The organism is Vibrio sonorensis, from assembly GCF_001854765.1.
Taxonomy (GTDB): domain Bacteria; phylum Pseudomonadota; class Gammaproteobacteria; order Enterobacterales; family Vibrionaceae; genus Vibrio; species Vibrio sonorensis.
The window spans coordinates 26,150-40,878 of the sequence record NZ_LJJE01000008.1 but is presented as its reverse complement, the minus strand read 5'-3'; the positions used below and the strand labels follow the sequence as shown (position 1 = coordinate 40,878).

The 14,729-nt window shown below is 45.4% G+C and carries 13 protein-coding genes and 2 pseudogenes; 6 read left to right on the top strand and 9 right to left on the bottom strand.

All coding sequences use genetic code 11. From position 1 onward, the window contains the following. Positions 1-126: 126 nt before the first annotated feature. From fre to trxA, 6 genes are all read right to left on the bottom strand, one after another. Positions 127-840 (bottom strand): NAD(P)H-flavin reductase, encoded by a 714-nt coding sequence (gene fre, locus BLO31_RS02185; protein WP_070962681.1) that lies wholly within the window; start codon positions 838-840, stop codon positions 127-129. 14 nt (positions 841-854) lie between these two features. Beyond that, a complete protein-coding gene (locus tag BLO31_RS02180) occupies positions 855-1,124 on the bottom strand; it encodes a 2Fe-2S iron-sulfur cluster-binding protein (protein ID WP_070962680.1) in 270 nt (89 codons plus the stop codon). Then, positions 1,121-2,977 carry a 4-hydroxy-3-polyprenylbenzoate decarboxylase gene (gene ubiD / locus BLO31_RS02175; protein WP_070962679.1) on the bottom strand — a complete coding sequence of 619 codons (1,857 nt, stop codon included), beginning with the start codon at positions 2,975-2,977 and terminating at the stop codon, positions 1,121-1,123. The genes BLO31_RS02180 and ubiD overlap by 4 nt, the downstream gene beginning before the upstream one ends. Positions 2,978-3,072: 95 nt before the next feature. Further along, complete coding sequence (locus BLO31_RS02170) at positions 3,073-4,068, bottom strand: hypothetical protein (RefSeq protein ID WP_070962678.1); 996 nt, start codon at positions 4,066-4,068, stop codon at positions 3,073-3,075. Positions 4,069-4,168: 100 nt separating this feature from the next. Then, positions 4,169-5,428 carry a transcription termination factor Rho gene (gene rho, locus BLO31_RS02165; RefSeq protein ID WP_070962677.1) on the bottom strand — a complete coding sequence of 420 codons (1,260 nt, stop codon included), beginning with the start codon at positions 5,426-5,428 and terminating at the stop codon, positions 4,169-4,171. 202 nt (positions 5,429-5,630) lie between these two features. Further along, positions 5,631-5,957: a thioredoxin TrxA gene (gene trxA / locus BLO31_RS02160; RefSeq protein WP_070962676.1), complete on the bottom strand. Its 327-nt coding sequence runs from the start codon at positions 5,955-5,957 to the stop codon at positions 5,631-5,633. 112 nt (positions 5,958-6,069) lie between these two features. Here trxA and rhlB point away from each other — a divergent pair, with 112 nt between their 5' ends. Next, entirely contained in the window at positions 6,070-7,359 is a 1,290-nt protein-coding gene (gene rhlB / locus BLO31_RS02155) for an ATP-dependent RNA helicase RhlB (RefSeq protein WP_070962675.1), read from the top strand. A 7-nt stretch (positions 7,360-7,366) separates the two neighbouring features. Further along, the gene (gene gppA, locus BLO31_RS02150) at positions 7,367-8,854 is read left to right on the top strand and encodes a guanosine-5'-triphosphate,3'-diphosphate diphosphatase (protein WP_070962674.1); all 1,488 of its coding nucleotides are present in this window, start codon (positions 7,367-7,369) and stop codon (positions 8,852-8,854) included. 47 nt (positions 8,855-8,901) lie between these two features. Here gppA and BLO31_RS02145 read toward each other — a convergent pair whose 3' ends face one another. The 3 genes and pseudogenes from BLO31_RS02145 to recQ all read right to left on the bottom strand — a co-directional run bounded on the left by BLO31_RS02145 (position 8,902) and on the right by recQ (position 11,884). Next, complete coding sequence (locus BLO31_RS02145; protein WP_070962673.1) at positions 8,902-9,570, bottom strand: 7-cyano-7-deazaguanine/7-aminomethyl-7-deazaguanine transporter; 669 nt, start codon at positions 9,568-9,570, stop codon at positions 8,902-8,904. A 178-nt stretch (positions 9,571-9,748) separates the two neighbouring features. After that, entirely contained in the window at positions 9,749-10,057 is a 309-nt protein-coding gene (locus tag BLO31_RS02140; RefSeq protein ID WP_070962672.1) for a DUF3630 family protein, read from the bottom strand. Beyond that, a pseudogene (gene recQ / locus BLO31_RS02135) lies at positions 10,050-11,884 on the bottom strand (ATP-dependent DNA helicase RecQ). Before recQ ends, BLO31_RS02140 begins: the two are co-directional and overlap by 8 nt. A 213-nt stretch (positions 11,885-12,097) precedes the next feature. Between recQ and rarD the strand changes: the two are divergent. The 4 genes and pseudogenes from rarD to BLO31_RS25090 all read left to right on the top strand — a co-directional run bounded on the left by rarD (position 12,098) and on the right by BLO31_RS25090 (position 14,635). Continuing rightward, positions 12,098-13,021: an EamA family transporter RarD gene (gene rarD, locus BLO31_RS02130; RefSeq protein ID WP_070962683.1), complete on the top strand. Its 924-nt coding sequence runs from the start codon at positions 12,098-12,100 to the stop codon at positions 13,019-13,021. 68 nt (positions 13,022-13,089) lie between these two features. Beyond that, positions 13,090-13,899 carry a helix-turn-helix transcriptional regulator gene (locus tag BLO31_RS02125; RefSeq protein WP_070962671.1) on the top strand — a complete coding sequence of 270 codons (810 nt, stop codon included), beginning with the start codon at positions 13,090-13,092 and terminating at the stop codon, positions 13,897-13,899. A gap of 77 nt (positions 13,900-13,976) precedes the next feature. Then, a pseudogene (locus BLO31_RS25095) lies at positions 13,977-14,260 on the top strand (LysE family translocator); the annotation flags it as partial. Beyond that, on the top strand, positions 14,261-14,635 hold the full coding sequence (locus tag BLO31_RS25090) for a LysE family transporter (RefSeq protein WP_425425258.1): 375 nt from the start codon (positions 14,261-14,263) through the stop codon (positions 14,633-14,635). It begins immediately after the preceding pseudogene. Positions 14,636-14,729: the final 94 nt, after the last annotated feature.

The window sequence follows — 14,729 nt, the reverse complement described above, 5'->3', positions numbered from 1 at the left end:
TGAGCTTAGATGGCAAGCCCTTTTTCAAAAAAATTTAAAAAAAACACATTATTGTTGAATATTGAAGCAAAACGATCAAAAAGGAGGCTTTCACCCCCTATATTCACTAGTGTTTATCGGTTTATTTTAAATAAATGCATACGCATCTGCGAACATGTGTTCTGTTTGCGCTTCTTTTTGCTGGGTAAACATTTCTCGCGCAGCTCCTGCCATTTCAAAACGACCTGCTATATAAACATCATAATCAGCCAAAGACTCGAAATCTTCTAAGACTGCCTGCAATACGTTACCGACTTTTCCAGTCCATTGTTGCTGAGCATCTTCTACCACTGGTATGTAGTGAACGTTAGAGTAGCTTTCGGCAATTTTACTCAACTCTTCACTCGCATATAACTGGCTTTGATCACGTGCACCCCAATAAAGATGGATCTCGTTGTTTTTGCTCTGTGCTATACAGTGGTCCAAAATCGAACGAACATAGCTAAAACCGGTTCCACCCGCGATAAGAAGTAATGGCCTTTCACTTTCTTCTCTTATCCACGCGTCACCGTGTGGCGCGTCGATCACAATGTTCCCACCGTCTTTCAATGCTTGCTGCATAGCTTCTACCACTTCTAAAGCATAAGCGTTATGCTCGGCCGCACCAATATGGAGCTCTAATTCACCTTCATGGCGACACGGACTACTCGCTATTGAAAAGGGGCGTTTATCTTTCTCACCCATCACAACCATTAGATATTGGCCTGCCTTAAAGCTAACTGGCGTTTCTGGATGCAATAAGATCTGATAAGTGTTGCTTGCCAATGGCTCTATGGACTTAACTTTACATTGAATTGTCATTTTCTTCCTCTCACTTACTCTTCTAAAGTAAGTAACAAATTACTTTCTGCGAAGGCCTGACAGGCAAACACCCATCCTTGCTCCTGCTCCTTCTCTGTAAGCATGGGTTCAAGGTGATAAGTTACCTTACCTTCAATTTTACGACACAGACAGGCTGCGCATGCTCCTATCTGACAGCGGTTCGGAAACGGTATATTATTGCTGAGCGCAGCTTCCAGAACCGTTTGCCCGCTCTCTACTTTAAAGGTTTTGTATTTTGGCAGCAGAGTAACGGTAAAACTCATTTTATTCCTAACTTGTCCCACATCTGGTCAACAGCAGCAACGACCTGTGGATCTTTTTTAATGGGTGTTCCCCACTCGCGTTGTACTTCACCTTCCAATTTGTTGGTTGCATCAAAACCGATTTTGGAACTTCTACCATTGACGGATGGAAGCTTAACAATATCTCTCGCCGGATCCATACGTGTAGTAATTGCCCAAATGATGTCATTCCAGTCATTAGCGACTACATCATCATCACAGAGAATGGCAAACTTCGCATCTGTATAGTGGGACAATAATGTCCAGATCGCATTTAGGACTGCTTTTGATTCTCCTGCATGAGACTTCTTCATGGTGACAACCACAAAGTCTTGTTGCTTTGCTGTTTCTGGGAACCAAACGTCAACCACTGCTGGATGAGCCAATTTAAAGTTTTCTATGATCTGCTCATCAATACGTTCTAATTGTGCTTTTTCCGTTGTTACAGAACTTTCTAACTCGGCTTCCCACTTAATCGTTGCATCTAAGCCCATCTTAGAACCCAGTCCTACCACAGGCGAAGCAAAGTCTAGTGAGTCTATTGGCGTGTTTTCAATGAGAAGCGTGTCTCGGATTGGGTCCATGTGGTTTGTCATTGCTTTTACGACTTCGCCCCAATCTCTTGCATTTACCGACTCGTCACAGACCACGACAAATTTGGTGTACATAAACTGGCGAAGGAACGACCAAACTCCCATCATTACGCGTTTTGCGTGTCCTGGGTACTGCTTCTTCATCGTCACTACAGCCATTCGATAAGAGCAACCTTCTGGTGGTAGGTAAAAATCAATTATCTCAGGGAACTGCTTCTGAAGTATTGGTACAAACACTTCATTGAGTGCAACTCCTAATACAGCTGGTTCATCTGGCGGACGTCCAGTGTAGGTGCTGTGGTAGATCGGTTCTTTACGCATAGTGATATGAGTAACGGTGAACACATGGTGTTTCTCTTTCTCATTGTAATAACCCGTATGATCTCCATAAGGGCCTTCATCAGCATACTCATTAGGATCTATATACCCTTCTAATACAATCTCTGCACTAGCTGGTACTTCTAGATTGTTGCTCACCGATTTAACCACTTCTGTTTTGCTACCACGCAATAAGCCTGCAAAAGCGTATTCTGAAAGCGTATCCGGTACCGGTGTAACTGCACCTAATATAGTGGCTGGGTCCGCACCAAATGCGACGGACACTGGAAACGGTTCGCCCGGGTTGGTTTCCATCCAGTCACGAAGGTCCAATGCCCCTCCTCGGTGTGCTAACCAGCGCATAATCACTTTGTTCTTGCCGATTTTTTGCTGGCGGTAAATCCCCAGATTCTGGCGCTTTTTGTTTGGTCCTTTGGTGACAGTGAGACCCCATGTTAGGAGGGGTGCAACATCATCTTGCCAACAGCTCATTACTGGTACTTTGTCTAAGTCGACATCTTCTCCCTGCCAAACCACTTCCTGACAGGCTGCTTTGCGAAGTCTCTTAGCTGGCATGTTTAGGACCTGCCTAAATACAGGTATTTTCTCTAGGGCATCTTTAAAACCCTTTGGCGGCTCTGGCTCTTTAAGGTAAGCCAGCAACTTTCCAACTTCACGGAGCTCTTGCACATCACTTCGTCCCATCCCCATCGCGACTCTTTCTGTTGTACCAAAAAGGTTAGTAAGGACGGGCATGTCATAACCAATAGGGTTTTCAAACAGTAGGGCTGGCCCCCCTGCTCGCAATGTGCGATCACTGATTTCTGTCATCTGATAGTGAGGGTCAACCGGATGAGAAATTCGCGTTAATTTTCCTTGTTGCTCTAAGTGAACAATAAAATCTCGTAAGTCCTTAAAACTCATTGGCCTTCTACTGGCTGGTTAAACTGCACGCAGTATACCAAAAAGAGGCATCCTACGATCCTCCTTTTTATTGTGGTTATTTCGCCATATTGTGTTTACGGTTTCATGGCTTGCTGAATGGCAGTAAGGTTTACACTTTGGTTATTTGAGGCCAGTTCACTTAGCCACCCAGAGTAACCTTGCTGAACAAGTGCTTTTGCAACAAATGACGCATCGTCGTTGTTCGACATTCTGGAAATCAAGTAAGTCTTAACCCTGTTCGACATCGGGTGGATTCTTACCAAGTTCACTATTGCATCATTTTTTAAACTGGGATTTTTCGTCGCTGCGATTAACTGTCTTTGAGCAAAATCATCGCCCTGTTTTGCCAGTCGATTCAGCTCTTCTTGGGTAAAGAAGTCCGCTTTCATTAGCCACAGTAGGTTATAGATTTTGTCACTTTCGCTCACTTGAGCAAGTCTCACCATAACTTGTGTCGATGGTAACCAACTCACCACTGGGCTATGAATAAACTGCTCCGTCAACTTAGTCACTGCTTCGGGCGATAAACTATCTAGTTCGCGTATCATTAACTTTTCACGCGCTTGAACTTGTGCTTCTTGACCTGATAACCACTCTTGCAGATCTAGATTGCCCTCTTCTGCTTTGAGGATAAAGTCGAGTGTAGATTGGTCTTGAGTCCATTTTTTGAGTAAACGACTGGCAGTCGCTGGATAATTAAAAGCGGGGACAGTGAACTCGTAACCATCGCCTCGTTCCGTCATTTGATAAGTAGGATGCATGGTTCGCTGAGACTCTACGAATCTCGCCATTTGCGGAGAAAGTATTAGGTCGTGCTGCTCTACTTTATCCAGTAGCAGATACCTCGCAACTTCTTGTTGCGGAAAAGCCAGTCGCTGAAGTGAGAATTGCAACTGATCAATATCTTGTTCTACAAATAGCTGAAGAAGCTCAGCCACTTTTAGTTGAACTTGGTCATCTTGCTTCCACTGCACCACTTCTTCGGATTGCATTTCCTTAGCAACTGCCGATGAAGTAAAAAACAGCAAGGAACAAGCGAGGAGTACTGAAGACAACATTCCTTGTTGCATTTTAACCTCCTGTTAACAATCTCTCTATTCTGAGCTTATCTCATCCATAAAGCAATAAAAAACGCCACCCTTAGGGTGGCGCTTTTTCTTAATCTTTGTTTTATTGTCTACGCATTGCGTCGAAAAACTCATCGTTGGTTTTGGTCATAGCCAACTTATCGATAAGGAATTCCATCGCATCGATTTCGCCCATTGGGTGAACTATCTTACGCAGTATCCACATCTTCTGAAGTTCTTCTGTTTTAGTCAAAAGCTCTTCGCGACGAGTACCAGAACGATTGAAGTCAATTGCTGGGAATACACGTTTTTCTGCGATCTTGCGGTTTAGGTGAATTTCCATGTTACCCGTACCTTTGAACTCTTCGTAGATAACTTCGTCCATCTTAGAACCAGTATCAACAAGAGCAGTAGCGAGAATGGTCAGACTGCCACCTTCTTCAACGTTACGCGCCGCACCAAAGAAACGCTTTGGACGATGCAGAGCATTCGCATCCACACCACCGGTCAGTACTTTACCCGAAGATGGTACTACCGTGTTGTAAGCACGAGCTAAACGAGTGATTGAATCCAATAGAATCACGACGTCTTTTTTGTGCTCGACTAAACGCTTAGCTTTTTCGATCACCATCTCAGCTACTTGAACGTGACGTGATGCTGGTTCGTCAAAGGTAGAAGCTACAACTTCACCTTTCACCAAGCGCTGCATCTCAGTTACTTCTTCTGGACGCTCATCGATAAGCAGAACCATCAACTCACACTCTGGGTGGTTGTACGCAATGCTTTGTGCAATGTTCTGTAGCAACATTGTCTTACCCGCTTTTGGCGGAGCGACAATCAGACCACGCTGGCCTTTACCGATCGGAGACGCTAAGTCTAATACACGTGCAGTGATGTCTTCTGTCGAACCGTTACCACGCTCCATTACCATACGCTCATTAGCGTGAAGCGGCGTTAAGTTTTCAAACAGGATCTTATTACGAGCATTATCTGGCTTGTCGTCGTTAACCGTGTTTACTTTTAACAGTGCAAAGTAACGCTCACCATCTTTTGGCGGACGGATTTTACCGGCAATAGAGTCACCAGTACGCAGGTTAAATCGACGAATTTGACTAGGTGATACGTAGATGTCATCAGGGCCAGCAAGGTAGGAGCTGTCAGCGCTTCGCAGGAAACCAAAGCCGTCTTGAAGAATCTCCAGTACCCCGTCGCCAAATATGTCTTCACCACTTTTAGCGTGTGCTTTGAGGATGGAGAAGATGATGTCTTGTTTTCTAAGGCGAGCCAGGTTTTCAAGTCCTAGGCTTTCACCAAGTTTAACAAGTTCAGACACAGGTCTGTTCTTCAGTTCTGTTAGATTCATTGTGGTGGATGCTTGTTTAGTCAAAATAGGATCTGTTGTTAAGTTAAGATGGATTTGGTCTCAGGATCGACCAAGAAGAGAACACTTGTTTAATTAACGTGCGATAAACTAGCACTAAATAGTAGCCTAGTCCATAAATTGTTGCTGTTCAAAAACAAAACCGTGCATTGGGTAAAAATGCACGGTCTCGTTAGTGTTTGGCTTAAAGGTTAGCGTCTAGAAACTCTTTTAATTGAGTCTTAGAAAGTGCGCCAACTTTCGTTGCTGCCACGTTACCGCCTTTAAACAGTAACAAGGTTGGAATACCGCGGATACCAAATTTAGGTGGAGTACCTGCATTCTGGTCGATATTCAATTTGCCGATAGTGACCTGGCCTGCGTATTCGTCAGCGATTTCATCAAGAATAGGTGCAATCATTTTGCATGGTCCACACCACTCTGCCCAAAAATCAACTAATACAGGGCCAGCAGCGTTAATAACGTCGTTCTCAAAACCGTCGTCCGTCAGCTGCAAAATCTTATCACTCATCTTACACTCCAATGTGTTTTTTCGGACCTGGTTAGATGATAACCAGTAAATAGATGCCCTATTGGAATGTATTTACTTCCGTATTGCAAGTGGAAGCTGATATTCTATAGCAATGAAAAAGACGCATATCACAGAGCAAAAGTTCGCCGATCTGGAGTTACACCCCCAGATTATCAAGGGATTGGAGCAAAAAGGGTTTGAATTTTGTACCCCTATCCAAGCCTTGGCGTTGCCGGTACTGCTCACCGGCCAAGACATAGCAGGCCAGGCCCAAACGGGTACTGGTAAAACCTTAGCGTTTCTTACTGCTACTTTTAATCACCTTTTAACGACGGAAGAACACGAAGGTCGCAAGGCAACTCAGCCTAGAGCCATCATTATGGCGCCGACTCGTGAACTGGCAATTCAGATCTATAACGATGCTGAACCGCTAATTGCAAGCACTGGAATTAAGGCTGCATTGGCTTATGGCGGCGAAAGTTATGAGAAGCAGCTCACAAAATTGGAACAAGGTGTCGATGTACTTATAGGTACAACTGGTCGAATTATCGATTTCTATAAGCAACGCGTATTCAACCTGAACAGCATTCAAGCTGTTGTCCTTGATGAAGCTGACCGTATGTTTGATCTTGGCTTTATCAAAGATATTCGCTTCTTGTTCCGTCGTATGCCAGAACCAAAAGATCGTTTGAATATGCTGTTCTCTGCAACGCTTTCTTATCGAGTTCAAGAACTTGCATTTGAACATATGCACAACCCAGAGCACGTTGTTGTTGAGCCAGAACAAAAAACTGGTCACCGTATCCAAGAAGAACTGTTCTACCCTTCTAACCAAGACAAAATGACTCTTCTGCAAACTCTAGTTGAAGAAGAATGGCCAGATCGCGCAATTGTGTTTGCCAATACTAAGCACAAATGTGAGTCGATATGGGGACACCTAGCGGCAGATGGCCACCGTGTTGGTCTCCTAACTGGTGACGTTCCTCAGAAAAAACGCGAGCGCATTCTTGAACAGTTCACTAGAGGTGAAGTAGATATTCTGGTGGCAACCGACGTTGCGGCTCGTGGTCTACACATCCCGCAGGTCACGCACGTGTTTAACTACGACTTACCTGACGACTGTGAAGATTACGTTCACCGTATCGGCCGTACTGGTCGCGCTGGTGCAAGCGGTCACTCAATTAGCTTTGCTTGTGAAGATTACGCGATCAACCTTCCCGCTATTGAAGAGTACATTGAGCATACGATCCCAGTATCAGACTACGACCCAACAGCCTTGATCGAAGATTTGCCAGCACCACTGCGTATGCGTTCTTCTCGTCAGCAACAACGTCGCACCAATACTGGTGGTTCTCGCAAACCACAGCGTCGTTCTCGCCCACGTCAGAGAAAGGAAGCGTAAACCTGTTATGAACCAAGCTGTCTCTCCGCTTTATGCTGCTATCGACCTCGGGTCGAACAGTTTTCACATGCTCGTTGTGCGTCACATTGATGGCAGCATACAGACAATGGCAAAAATAAAGCGAAAAGTGCGTTTAGCCGCAGGCTTAGATGAAAACAACGCATTGAGTTTAGAAGCGATGCAAAGGGGCTGGGATTGTCTGAGCCTTTTTGCTGAGCGCTTACAAGACATTCCTTCAGAAAACATTCGCATCGTTGGTACGGCTACACTCCGTACTGCCACTAACGCGAATCAGTTTTTGGAAAAAGCGAACCAAATTCTCGGCAAGGAAATCAATGTCATTTCTGGAGAAGAAGAGGCAGCAACCATCTATAAGGGTGTCGCACACACTTCAGGTGGTATCGGCCGCAGGTTGGTGGTCGATATCGGTGGTGCAAGTACAGAGCTAATTATTGGCGAAGGCTTTGACGCAAAGGCCTTGACCAGCCTAAAAATGGGCTGTGTCACGTGGCTAGAGCGCTATTTTAAAGATAGACAGCTTAACCATAATAACTTTGACCATGCAATACAGGCAGCCAAAGAGACACTTCAACCCATATTACAGCAGTACACCGACCTCGGTTGGGACGTGTGCGTTGGTGCTTCCGGAACCGTTCAGGCACTGCAAGAAATTATGCTGGCGCAGGGTATGGATGAAGTGATCACCCTCGCCAAGTTAAAGCGTTTGCAAAAGCAAGCAATGATGGCGGACCACCTTGAAGAGTTAGAAATTGAAGGACTCACCCTAGAGCGAGCATTAGTGTTCCCGAGCGGTCTTTCAATTTTGATCGCTATATTCGAACTGCTTGAAATTGAATCCATGACTTTGGCTGGTGGTGCACTTCGCGAAGGTATGGTTTACGAAATGGTACCAGAGCTTCGCCAAGATGATATTCGCGCACGTACACTGTGCAGTGTTCAAACTCGCTACCAGCTCGACTCCAGTTATGGCGCACAAGTTGCAGCGTTAGCAAACAAGCTACTTGAGCAGTGTGGTGGTGATACTTGGATAAAAGAGTGTCAGGGCGCTATGTTGCTAGAGAGCATTGCTCATCTGCACGAAATTGGCCTCACCATAGATTTCAAGAAAGGCGGCGAGCACAGTGCTTACCTTTTAAGCCACCTCGATTTACCCGGTTATACACGCGCTCAGAAACACTTTATGGCTGAAGTCGCTCGACGTTATCGAGACCAGCTGTCTTCGCTACCTGAGCAATACGCACTTTCTGCGCTCAGTGGTAAACGGGTACTAAGACTGTTAAGGCTGGCCGTACTTCTCACCCATCGCCGGAATCCAGACTTAGAGCCAAGTTTCACTCTTCATGCAGAGGATGACAAGTTAACACTTTGCATCGATAAAGCATGGTTAGTAGCGAACCCACTTACTGCGGCAGAACTGGAAATAGAAGCCCATCGCCAAAGTGATATGGGATGGCCGTTAAGCTTGGTTGAGTAAATCACCGTTCAATAGACGTAAAAAAGCCCGCTGTCGCGGGCTTTTCTTTATGCGGCACCCAAAGGTTTAAACTCTGGATTGACCGATGTGATTTTGCCAATCAAGTAGTTCAGCAAAACACCGTACATAGGGACAAACAGACCTAAGCTGATGAGCAATTTAAAGCCGTAATCCACCAGCGCGATTTCCGTCCAGTGCTCTGCCATAAATGGATCAGGACTTTGATAGAACGCAATAGCAAAGAAGGCGACGGTATCCAGCGCATTACCAATTAGAGTTGAACACGTTGGTGCAATCCACCACTGTTTCATCATTCTCAATCGGTTAAATACGTGAACATCCAAAATCTGTCCCAGCATATACGCCATAAAGCTCGCTACCGCGATACGAGCGACAAACAAGTTAAACTCACTTAAGTGGGCAAAACCTTGGAACTGCCCTTCAAAGAAGATTACCGACAGCAAGTAAGAGACGGCCAATGCCGGAAGCATCACCAAAAAGATGATTTTTCGGGCAAGTTTAGCCCCAAAGATTCGCACCGTAAGGTCGGTTGCCAAAAAGATAAATGGGAAAGTAAAAGCTCCCCAAGTCGTATGCATACCAAAAATGGTGAACGGCAACTGAACGAGGTAGTTACTTGAAGCGATAATAATAAGATGGAAAGAGACGAGCCACAAAAGGGCTTTGCGCATTTGCGCAGGGGTAAAGTTATTCATGCGATACCTTTTTAGTTTGTTTTGGGGGTGAGGGAACCCAAATTGCATCTACAAAACGCAGATACAGACCAACAATGTAAAAATGAAAATTGCTCACTAGAGCGGCGGGCGATTATACAGTAAACCATGCAAGGTGCAATAGATGGAATAATAGCAACCGTTTGCTAGGAAAAACTCTTTAAAATCCACGCTCAAATAGAGAGGCTAAGAAAGCGAGTTCTTCCTGCGAATCATTTTTTGTCAGTGCTTCGATCCAGACACTTTCGCTGTAGTGTTCCGCTTTCAACATTAGCTGCGCACCTTCAAAATCGATAAGCCACGAATAGAGATCCGCATCCCACTGTTTTTCTAACACTTTAGCTGACAGCAATTGAAGGAGTTCATCCGCCAAAGTAGGGAAGTCATCGAAGTTAAAGCTAGGAGTTCGAATCAGTACTCGCGCTTGTTCTTGGTCGTAACTTATCAAACCAAATCTCGTATCAGCCATGATGGGTAATGTGTTCCTGAATCAAATCTAAAAATGGATCGGCGTATTTTTCCAGTTTGCGCTGACCGACACCATTTACGGCAAGCATTTCCCCATATGATGTCGGCAAAATATCGGCCATATCGATCAAGGTGGCGTCACTGAAAACCACATAAGGTGGAATACCATCTTCATCCGCTATCGATTTACGCAGTTTTCGAAGCTTGGCAAAGAGTTTTTTGTCGTAATGCTTGTTAGAAAGTTTATCGGATTTCGCGGCTCTGGCGGCCGTATCCAACCTAGGTACCGCTAACTCCAACTCAACTTCCCCTCTTAGCAGAGGACGAGCTTCTTCTGTTAACTGTAATGTTGAATTTCGAGTGATATTTTGAGTCAGTAACCCTTTGTGAATCAATTGACGGAAAATACTCACCCAATAATCGTGGCTGTTTTCACGACCTAGCCCATAGGTCGAAAGCTTGTCGTGGCCGTGGTCGCGAATTCGAATGTTTTGCATCCCGCGTAAAACTTCCACCACGTAACCGATACCAAAACTTTGGTTCACTCGATAGACACATGAAAGCGCTTTTTGCGCTTGTTCTGTTGCATCAAACCGTTTTGGCGGATCTAAGCATATGTCGCAGTTGCCGCATGGTTCTGCTCGGTACTCACCAAAATAGTTAAGCAAAACCTGACGGCGACAGGTTTGCGCCTCCGCGAATGCCCCCATTGAGTTGAGCTTATGGGACTCCACCTGCTTTTGCGGTCCGTCTTCTTTTTCGTCCAAGATCTTGCGTAGCCATCCCATATCGGCCGGATCGTAAAGCATCATGCTTCTGCTGGCAAACCATCGCGCCCAGCTCTACCCGTCTCCTGATAGTAAGATTCAATATTTCTCGGAATATCAAAGTGAGCAACAAATCGAACGTTAGGTTTGTTAATCCCCATACCAAAAGCAACGGTCGCCACCACAATTTGAATATCGTCTCTTTGAAACGCTTCTTGTACATAGGCACGTTCATCCACCTCCATGCCGGCGTGGTAACCAGCGGCACGTATATGGTTATTGCACAGCTTTTCCGTCAGCATTTCGACTTTTTTGCGACTGCCGCAATAGATAATGCCGCACTGACCTTTGTACTCTTCTAGAAAACGGATAATTTGGGAAACAGGCTTGTGTTTTTCTACCAGGGTGTAGCGTATGTTCGGCCTGTCGAAACTACCCAAATAGACATGCGGTTCAGCAAGTTGGAGACGCTGGGTGATATCGCTACGGGTTGCTTCATCTGCCGTCGCCGTCAATGCCATAACGGGGACATGAGGGAACTGCTGTTTTAGTTGCCCTAACGCAGCGTATTCGGGGCGAAAGTCGTGCCCCCACTGTGAAATACAATGCGCTTCGTCCACGGCAATCATGGTCAAAGGGATATTAGATAGTCTCTCAATAAAGTCGCGCATCAAAACGCGTTCAGGGGAGACATACACTAAACTCAATCCTCCTGAATGCATTCGATTGTAGACGGAAACCAGCGCTTCACGACTCATTGTCGAGTTAACGCATTCGGCGGCTACTCCGTTTGCTTTTAGTTGGTCTACCTGATCTTTCATCAGGGAAATTAGAGGCGAAATGACCAGAGTTAAGCCCCCTCTCACTAAAGCGGGGATCTGGTAACAAAGCGATTTGCCTCCACCGGTCGGCATGATCACAAGAGAGTCTTGTCCTGCGACGGCAGCATCGATGACTTCCTGCTGACCTTCTCTGAATGACTGGTAGCCAAACACCTTTTCTAGTACATCTTGTGATGCGAGTGTTTCTTCTGGTGATTGAGCTAAAAGTGTGGAGGTCATTAATCGGTCTCGAACCGCACCAAAAGGTACGACGTAGTCAGTCAGGTTTATAGAGCGCACATTGTATACTCAACCCGCCTTTCGATGCTAGGTAGAAAGCAAGGCAGTCGCTGGGGTGGTATGCGGTTTATTTTTTGTTCCAAGATGTTTCAAAGTCTGCTCCGCACTCGTTATACTGCGCCTTTGCTCAACACAATATTAATCAGGTCGAACATGGCACCGGAAGAACAACAAAGAGCGCGTCAGGGGATTTTATTTGCCGTAGGCGCTTATAGTATGTGGGGGTTTGCCCCTATCTATTTTAAGGCGATCAACCAAGTCCCAGCTTTAGAAATACTCAGTCATCGCGTTGTTTGGTCTTTTGTGTTGCTGGCCGTTTTACTCTTCTTTGGTCGCTTATGGCGAAATGTTAGAGATGTAATAAAAAACAAAAAGAAGATACTCTATCTCATTGCAACGTCTCTTCTCGTCGGTGCCAATTGGTTGATTTTTATCTGGGCTGTCAATGCTAATCACATGTTAGACGCAAGCTTGGGTTACTACATCAACCCGTTAATCAATGTCATTTTAGGTATGGTTTTCCTAGGGGAAAGGCTGAGAAAAATGCAGTGGGTGGCCGTTGCACTTGCTGCAACTGGCGTGATTATTCAGCTTGTAGCGTTTGGCTCGGTGCCAATTGTCGCTATCGCACTGGCACTCAGTTTCGGTTTCTACGCCTTGTTGAGAAAAAAGGTCAGTTTAGATGCGCAAACAGGCCTGTTTATTGAGACTCTCATTATGCTGCCGGCCGCCGCTATTTACTTACTATGGATTGCTGACTCGCCAACGACGGATTTTGCAACCAACGGTTTCAACCTGAATCTACTTCTGATCGCAGCCGGCGTCATCACCACCTTACCACTGCTGTGTTTTACCGCCGCAGCCACCCGTTTAAAACTTTCCACACTGGGTTTCTTCCAATATATAGGGCCAAGCCTGATGTTTTTACTCGCAGTGCTGGTTTATGGTGAAGCATTTACCATTGATAAAGCCATTACCTTCGCCTTTATTTGGGGGGCCTTGCTGGTATTTAGCACCGATGGCATCAGATATAGCAGAACCCAAAAACTCAAAACCAAACAAGCGAGCAATCAGTGATCGTTTTTTACAAGACAAATCTCTTACAGCCCGTTAAGCTTGATTAAATAATAACCGCACGTACTGATATGGACTCTGTTAGTTATCATAAAACGCCGACTGACGCGATTAACCTAATTACCGCTGACTACACTAAGTTTGCGTTTCAACGTCATTACCACCTCGATTTTCACCTCGGGTTGATTACTGGTGGCCAACAGAAATTCCAATACCAAGGCACTCAGCACCACGTCGGTCACGGACAGATTGTCGTAATGCCTCCTGATGAACTTCACGACGGTCAGTCTTTGCTAGACTCTGGCTATCAAGTTAGAGTTTTCTCCGTTGATCCTCGTTGGTTTACTGATCTTGCCGATCTAAAACGATCCCAAGAGACAATTAACTTTAAAGAGTTAATCGTCACCGATAAGGCGATCTTTTCCGCGCTCCACTCTCTTCATCACGATTTGCAAAGAGACAATATTAGTCAGTTGGCTAAGGACTGTTTGCCGTTCGAAGGGTTTAATCATCTGTTTGAGCGTTTTGGCACAATGCAAAGAGCACAGCGCATCCCCTTGGGGAAACAGTCAATCGACACGCTAAAAGAGTTTCTTTTGTCTAACCTCGATCAGCCAGTTCGGCTTGAACAGCTTTCTAACTTGTGTGATTTAAGCCCCACGCAGTTCCAGCGCCATTTTAAAGCCAAAATGACCATTACCCCATACGCTTGGTTGAGTCGTTTGCGTTTGGAGCAGAGTATGAAATTGCTTAGGGCTGGTATAGGCGGAACAGAAGTCGCCCATCAGGTAGGCTTTTACGATCAATCACACTTTAGCAAAGCGTTTAAGCAATGCTACGGCGTTTCCCCATCGCAAATTAATGGTGCGAACTCATTTTAGTGTCAGTTTTTTACAATCAAATCTGACCTTGAAAGTACAGACTAAAGCCAATGTTAAATCCCTTAGTTTGAATCACCATGAATGAAATCACCATATTGCTTACCCTAGCTAGCGTTCACTTTGTCGCCTTAATGAGCCCCGGCCCTGACTTTGCTCTTGTAGTCCAAAATGCGACTCGCTATGGAAGACAAACGGGATTGTTTATTGCCCTTGGCTTATCTGTCAGTATTTTGCTGCACGCGATCTTCAGTATCACTGGGGTTAGCTTGCTGATCAAAACCCAACCATTGCTCTTTTCTCTGGTCCAGATCGCTGGTGGTAGCTACCTGTTGTATCTAGGGTCGGTGCGTTAAAAAGTGTCTTGACCACTTCGTCGTCCAGCTCATCCACTGCAGATAACTCATCGTTATTACTCAGCAGTCGAAAACAGGCATTTGCCAAAGGATTTGCGACTAACCTACTCAACCCCAAAGCATTGGTCTTCTTTGTCAGTTTGATGTCGACTTTGGTTCCCGCTTCTATGTCTTTCACCGGTAAAGGGGCAGCCTTGGCGATATTGTTTAGCTTGTCTCTTTTCTGGTTCTCTTTCCTCGCTTGGGTGCTTTCGGCACCAAAGCTGCAAAACAAACTGCAATCGATGGCCCACTATATCGATGGCTTATGCGGTGCGGTTTTTAGCTTGTTAGGCGGAACCATCTTGTTCCAATCGCTAAGTCAACTTATTACCCAACTTTGATTGAAGGTTCCATTTCTGAACTAAGTGTATAGACCGATTCGCATTCCACTGCCAATCTAAGCAATAGCCTTCATATACGCCTCACCAAGCTGAG

What these genes read in the sequence shown, in the direction of transcription:
- rhlB (WP_070962675.1), top strand. Translation starts at nt 6,070, where the DNA reads ATGAAAAAGACGCATATCACAGAGCAAAAGTTCGCCGATCTGGAGTTA.
- BLO31_RS02140 (WP_070962672.1), bottom strand. Translation starts at nt 10,057, where the DNA reads ATGGCTGATACGAGATTTGGTTTGATAAGTTACGACCAAGAACAAGCG.
- rho (WP_070962677.1), bottom strand. Translation starts at nt 5,428, where the DNA reads ATGAATCTAACAGAACTGAAGAACAGACCTGTGTCTGAACTTGTTAAA.
- gppA (WP_070962674.1), top strand. Translation starts at nt 7,367, where the DNA reads ATGAACCAAGCTGTCTCTCCGCTTTATGCTGCTATCGACCTCGGGTCG.
- trxA (WP_070962676.1), bottom strand. Translation starts at nt 5,957, where the DNA reads ATGAGTGATAAGATTTTGCAGCTGACGGACGACGGTTTTGAGAACGAC.
- BLO31_RS02125 (WP_070962671.1), top strand. Translation starts at nt 13,090, where the DNA reads ATGGACTCTGTTAGTTATCATAAAACGCCGACTGACGCGATTAACCTA.
- fre (WP_070962681.1), bottom strand. Translation starts at nt 840, where the DNA reads ATGACAATTCAATGTAAAGTTAAGTCCATAGAGCCATTGGCAAGCAAC.
- rarD (WP_070962683.1), top strand. Translation starts at nt 12,098, where the DNA reads ATGGCACCGGAAGAACAACAAAGAGCGCGTCAGGGGATTTTATTTGCC.
- BLO31_RS02170 (WP_070962678.1), bottom strand. Translation starts at nt 4,068, where the DNA reads ATGCAACAAGGAATGTTGTCTTCAGTACTCCTCGCTTGTTCCTTGCTG.
- ubiD (WP_070962679.1), bottom strand. Translation starts at nt 2,977, where the DNA reads ATGAGTTTTAAGGACTTACGAGATTTTATTGTTCACTTAGAGCAACAA.
- BLO31_RS02145 (WP_070962673.1), bottom strand. Translation starts at nt 9,570, where the DNA reads ATGAATAACTTTACCCCTGCGCAAATGCGCAAAGCCCTTTTGTGGCTC.
- BLO31_RS02180 (WP_070962680.1), bottom strand. Translation starts at nt 1,124, where the DNA reads ATGAGTTTTACCGTTACTCTGCTGCCAAAATACAAAACCTTTAAAGTA.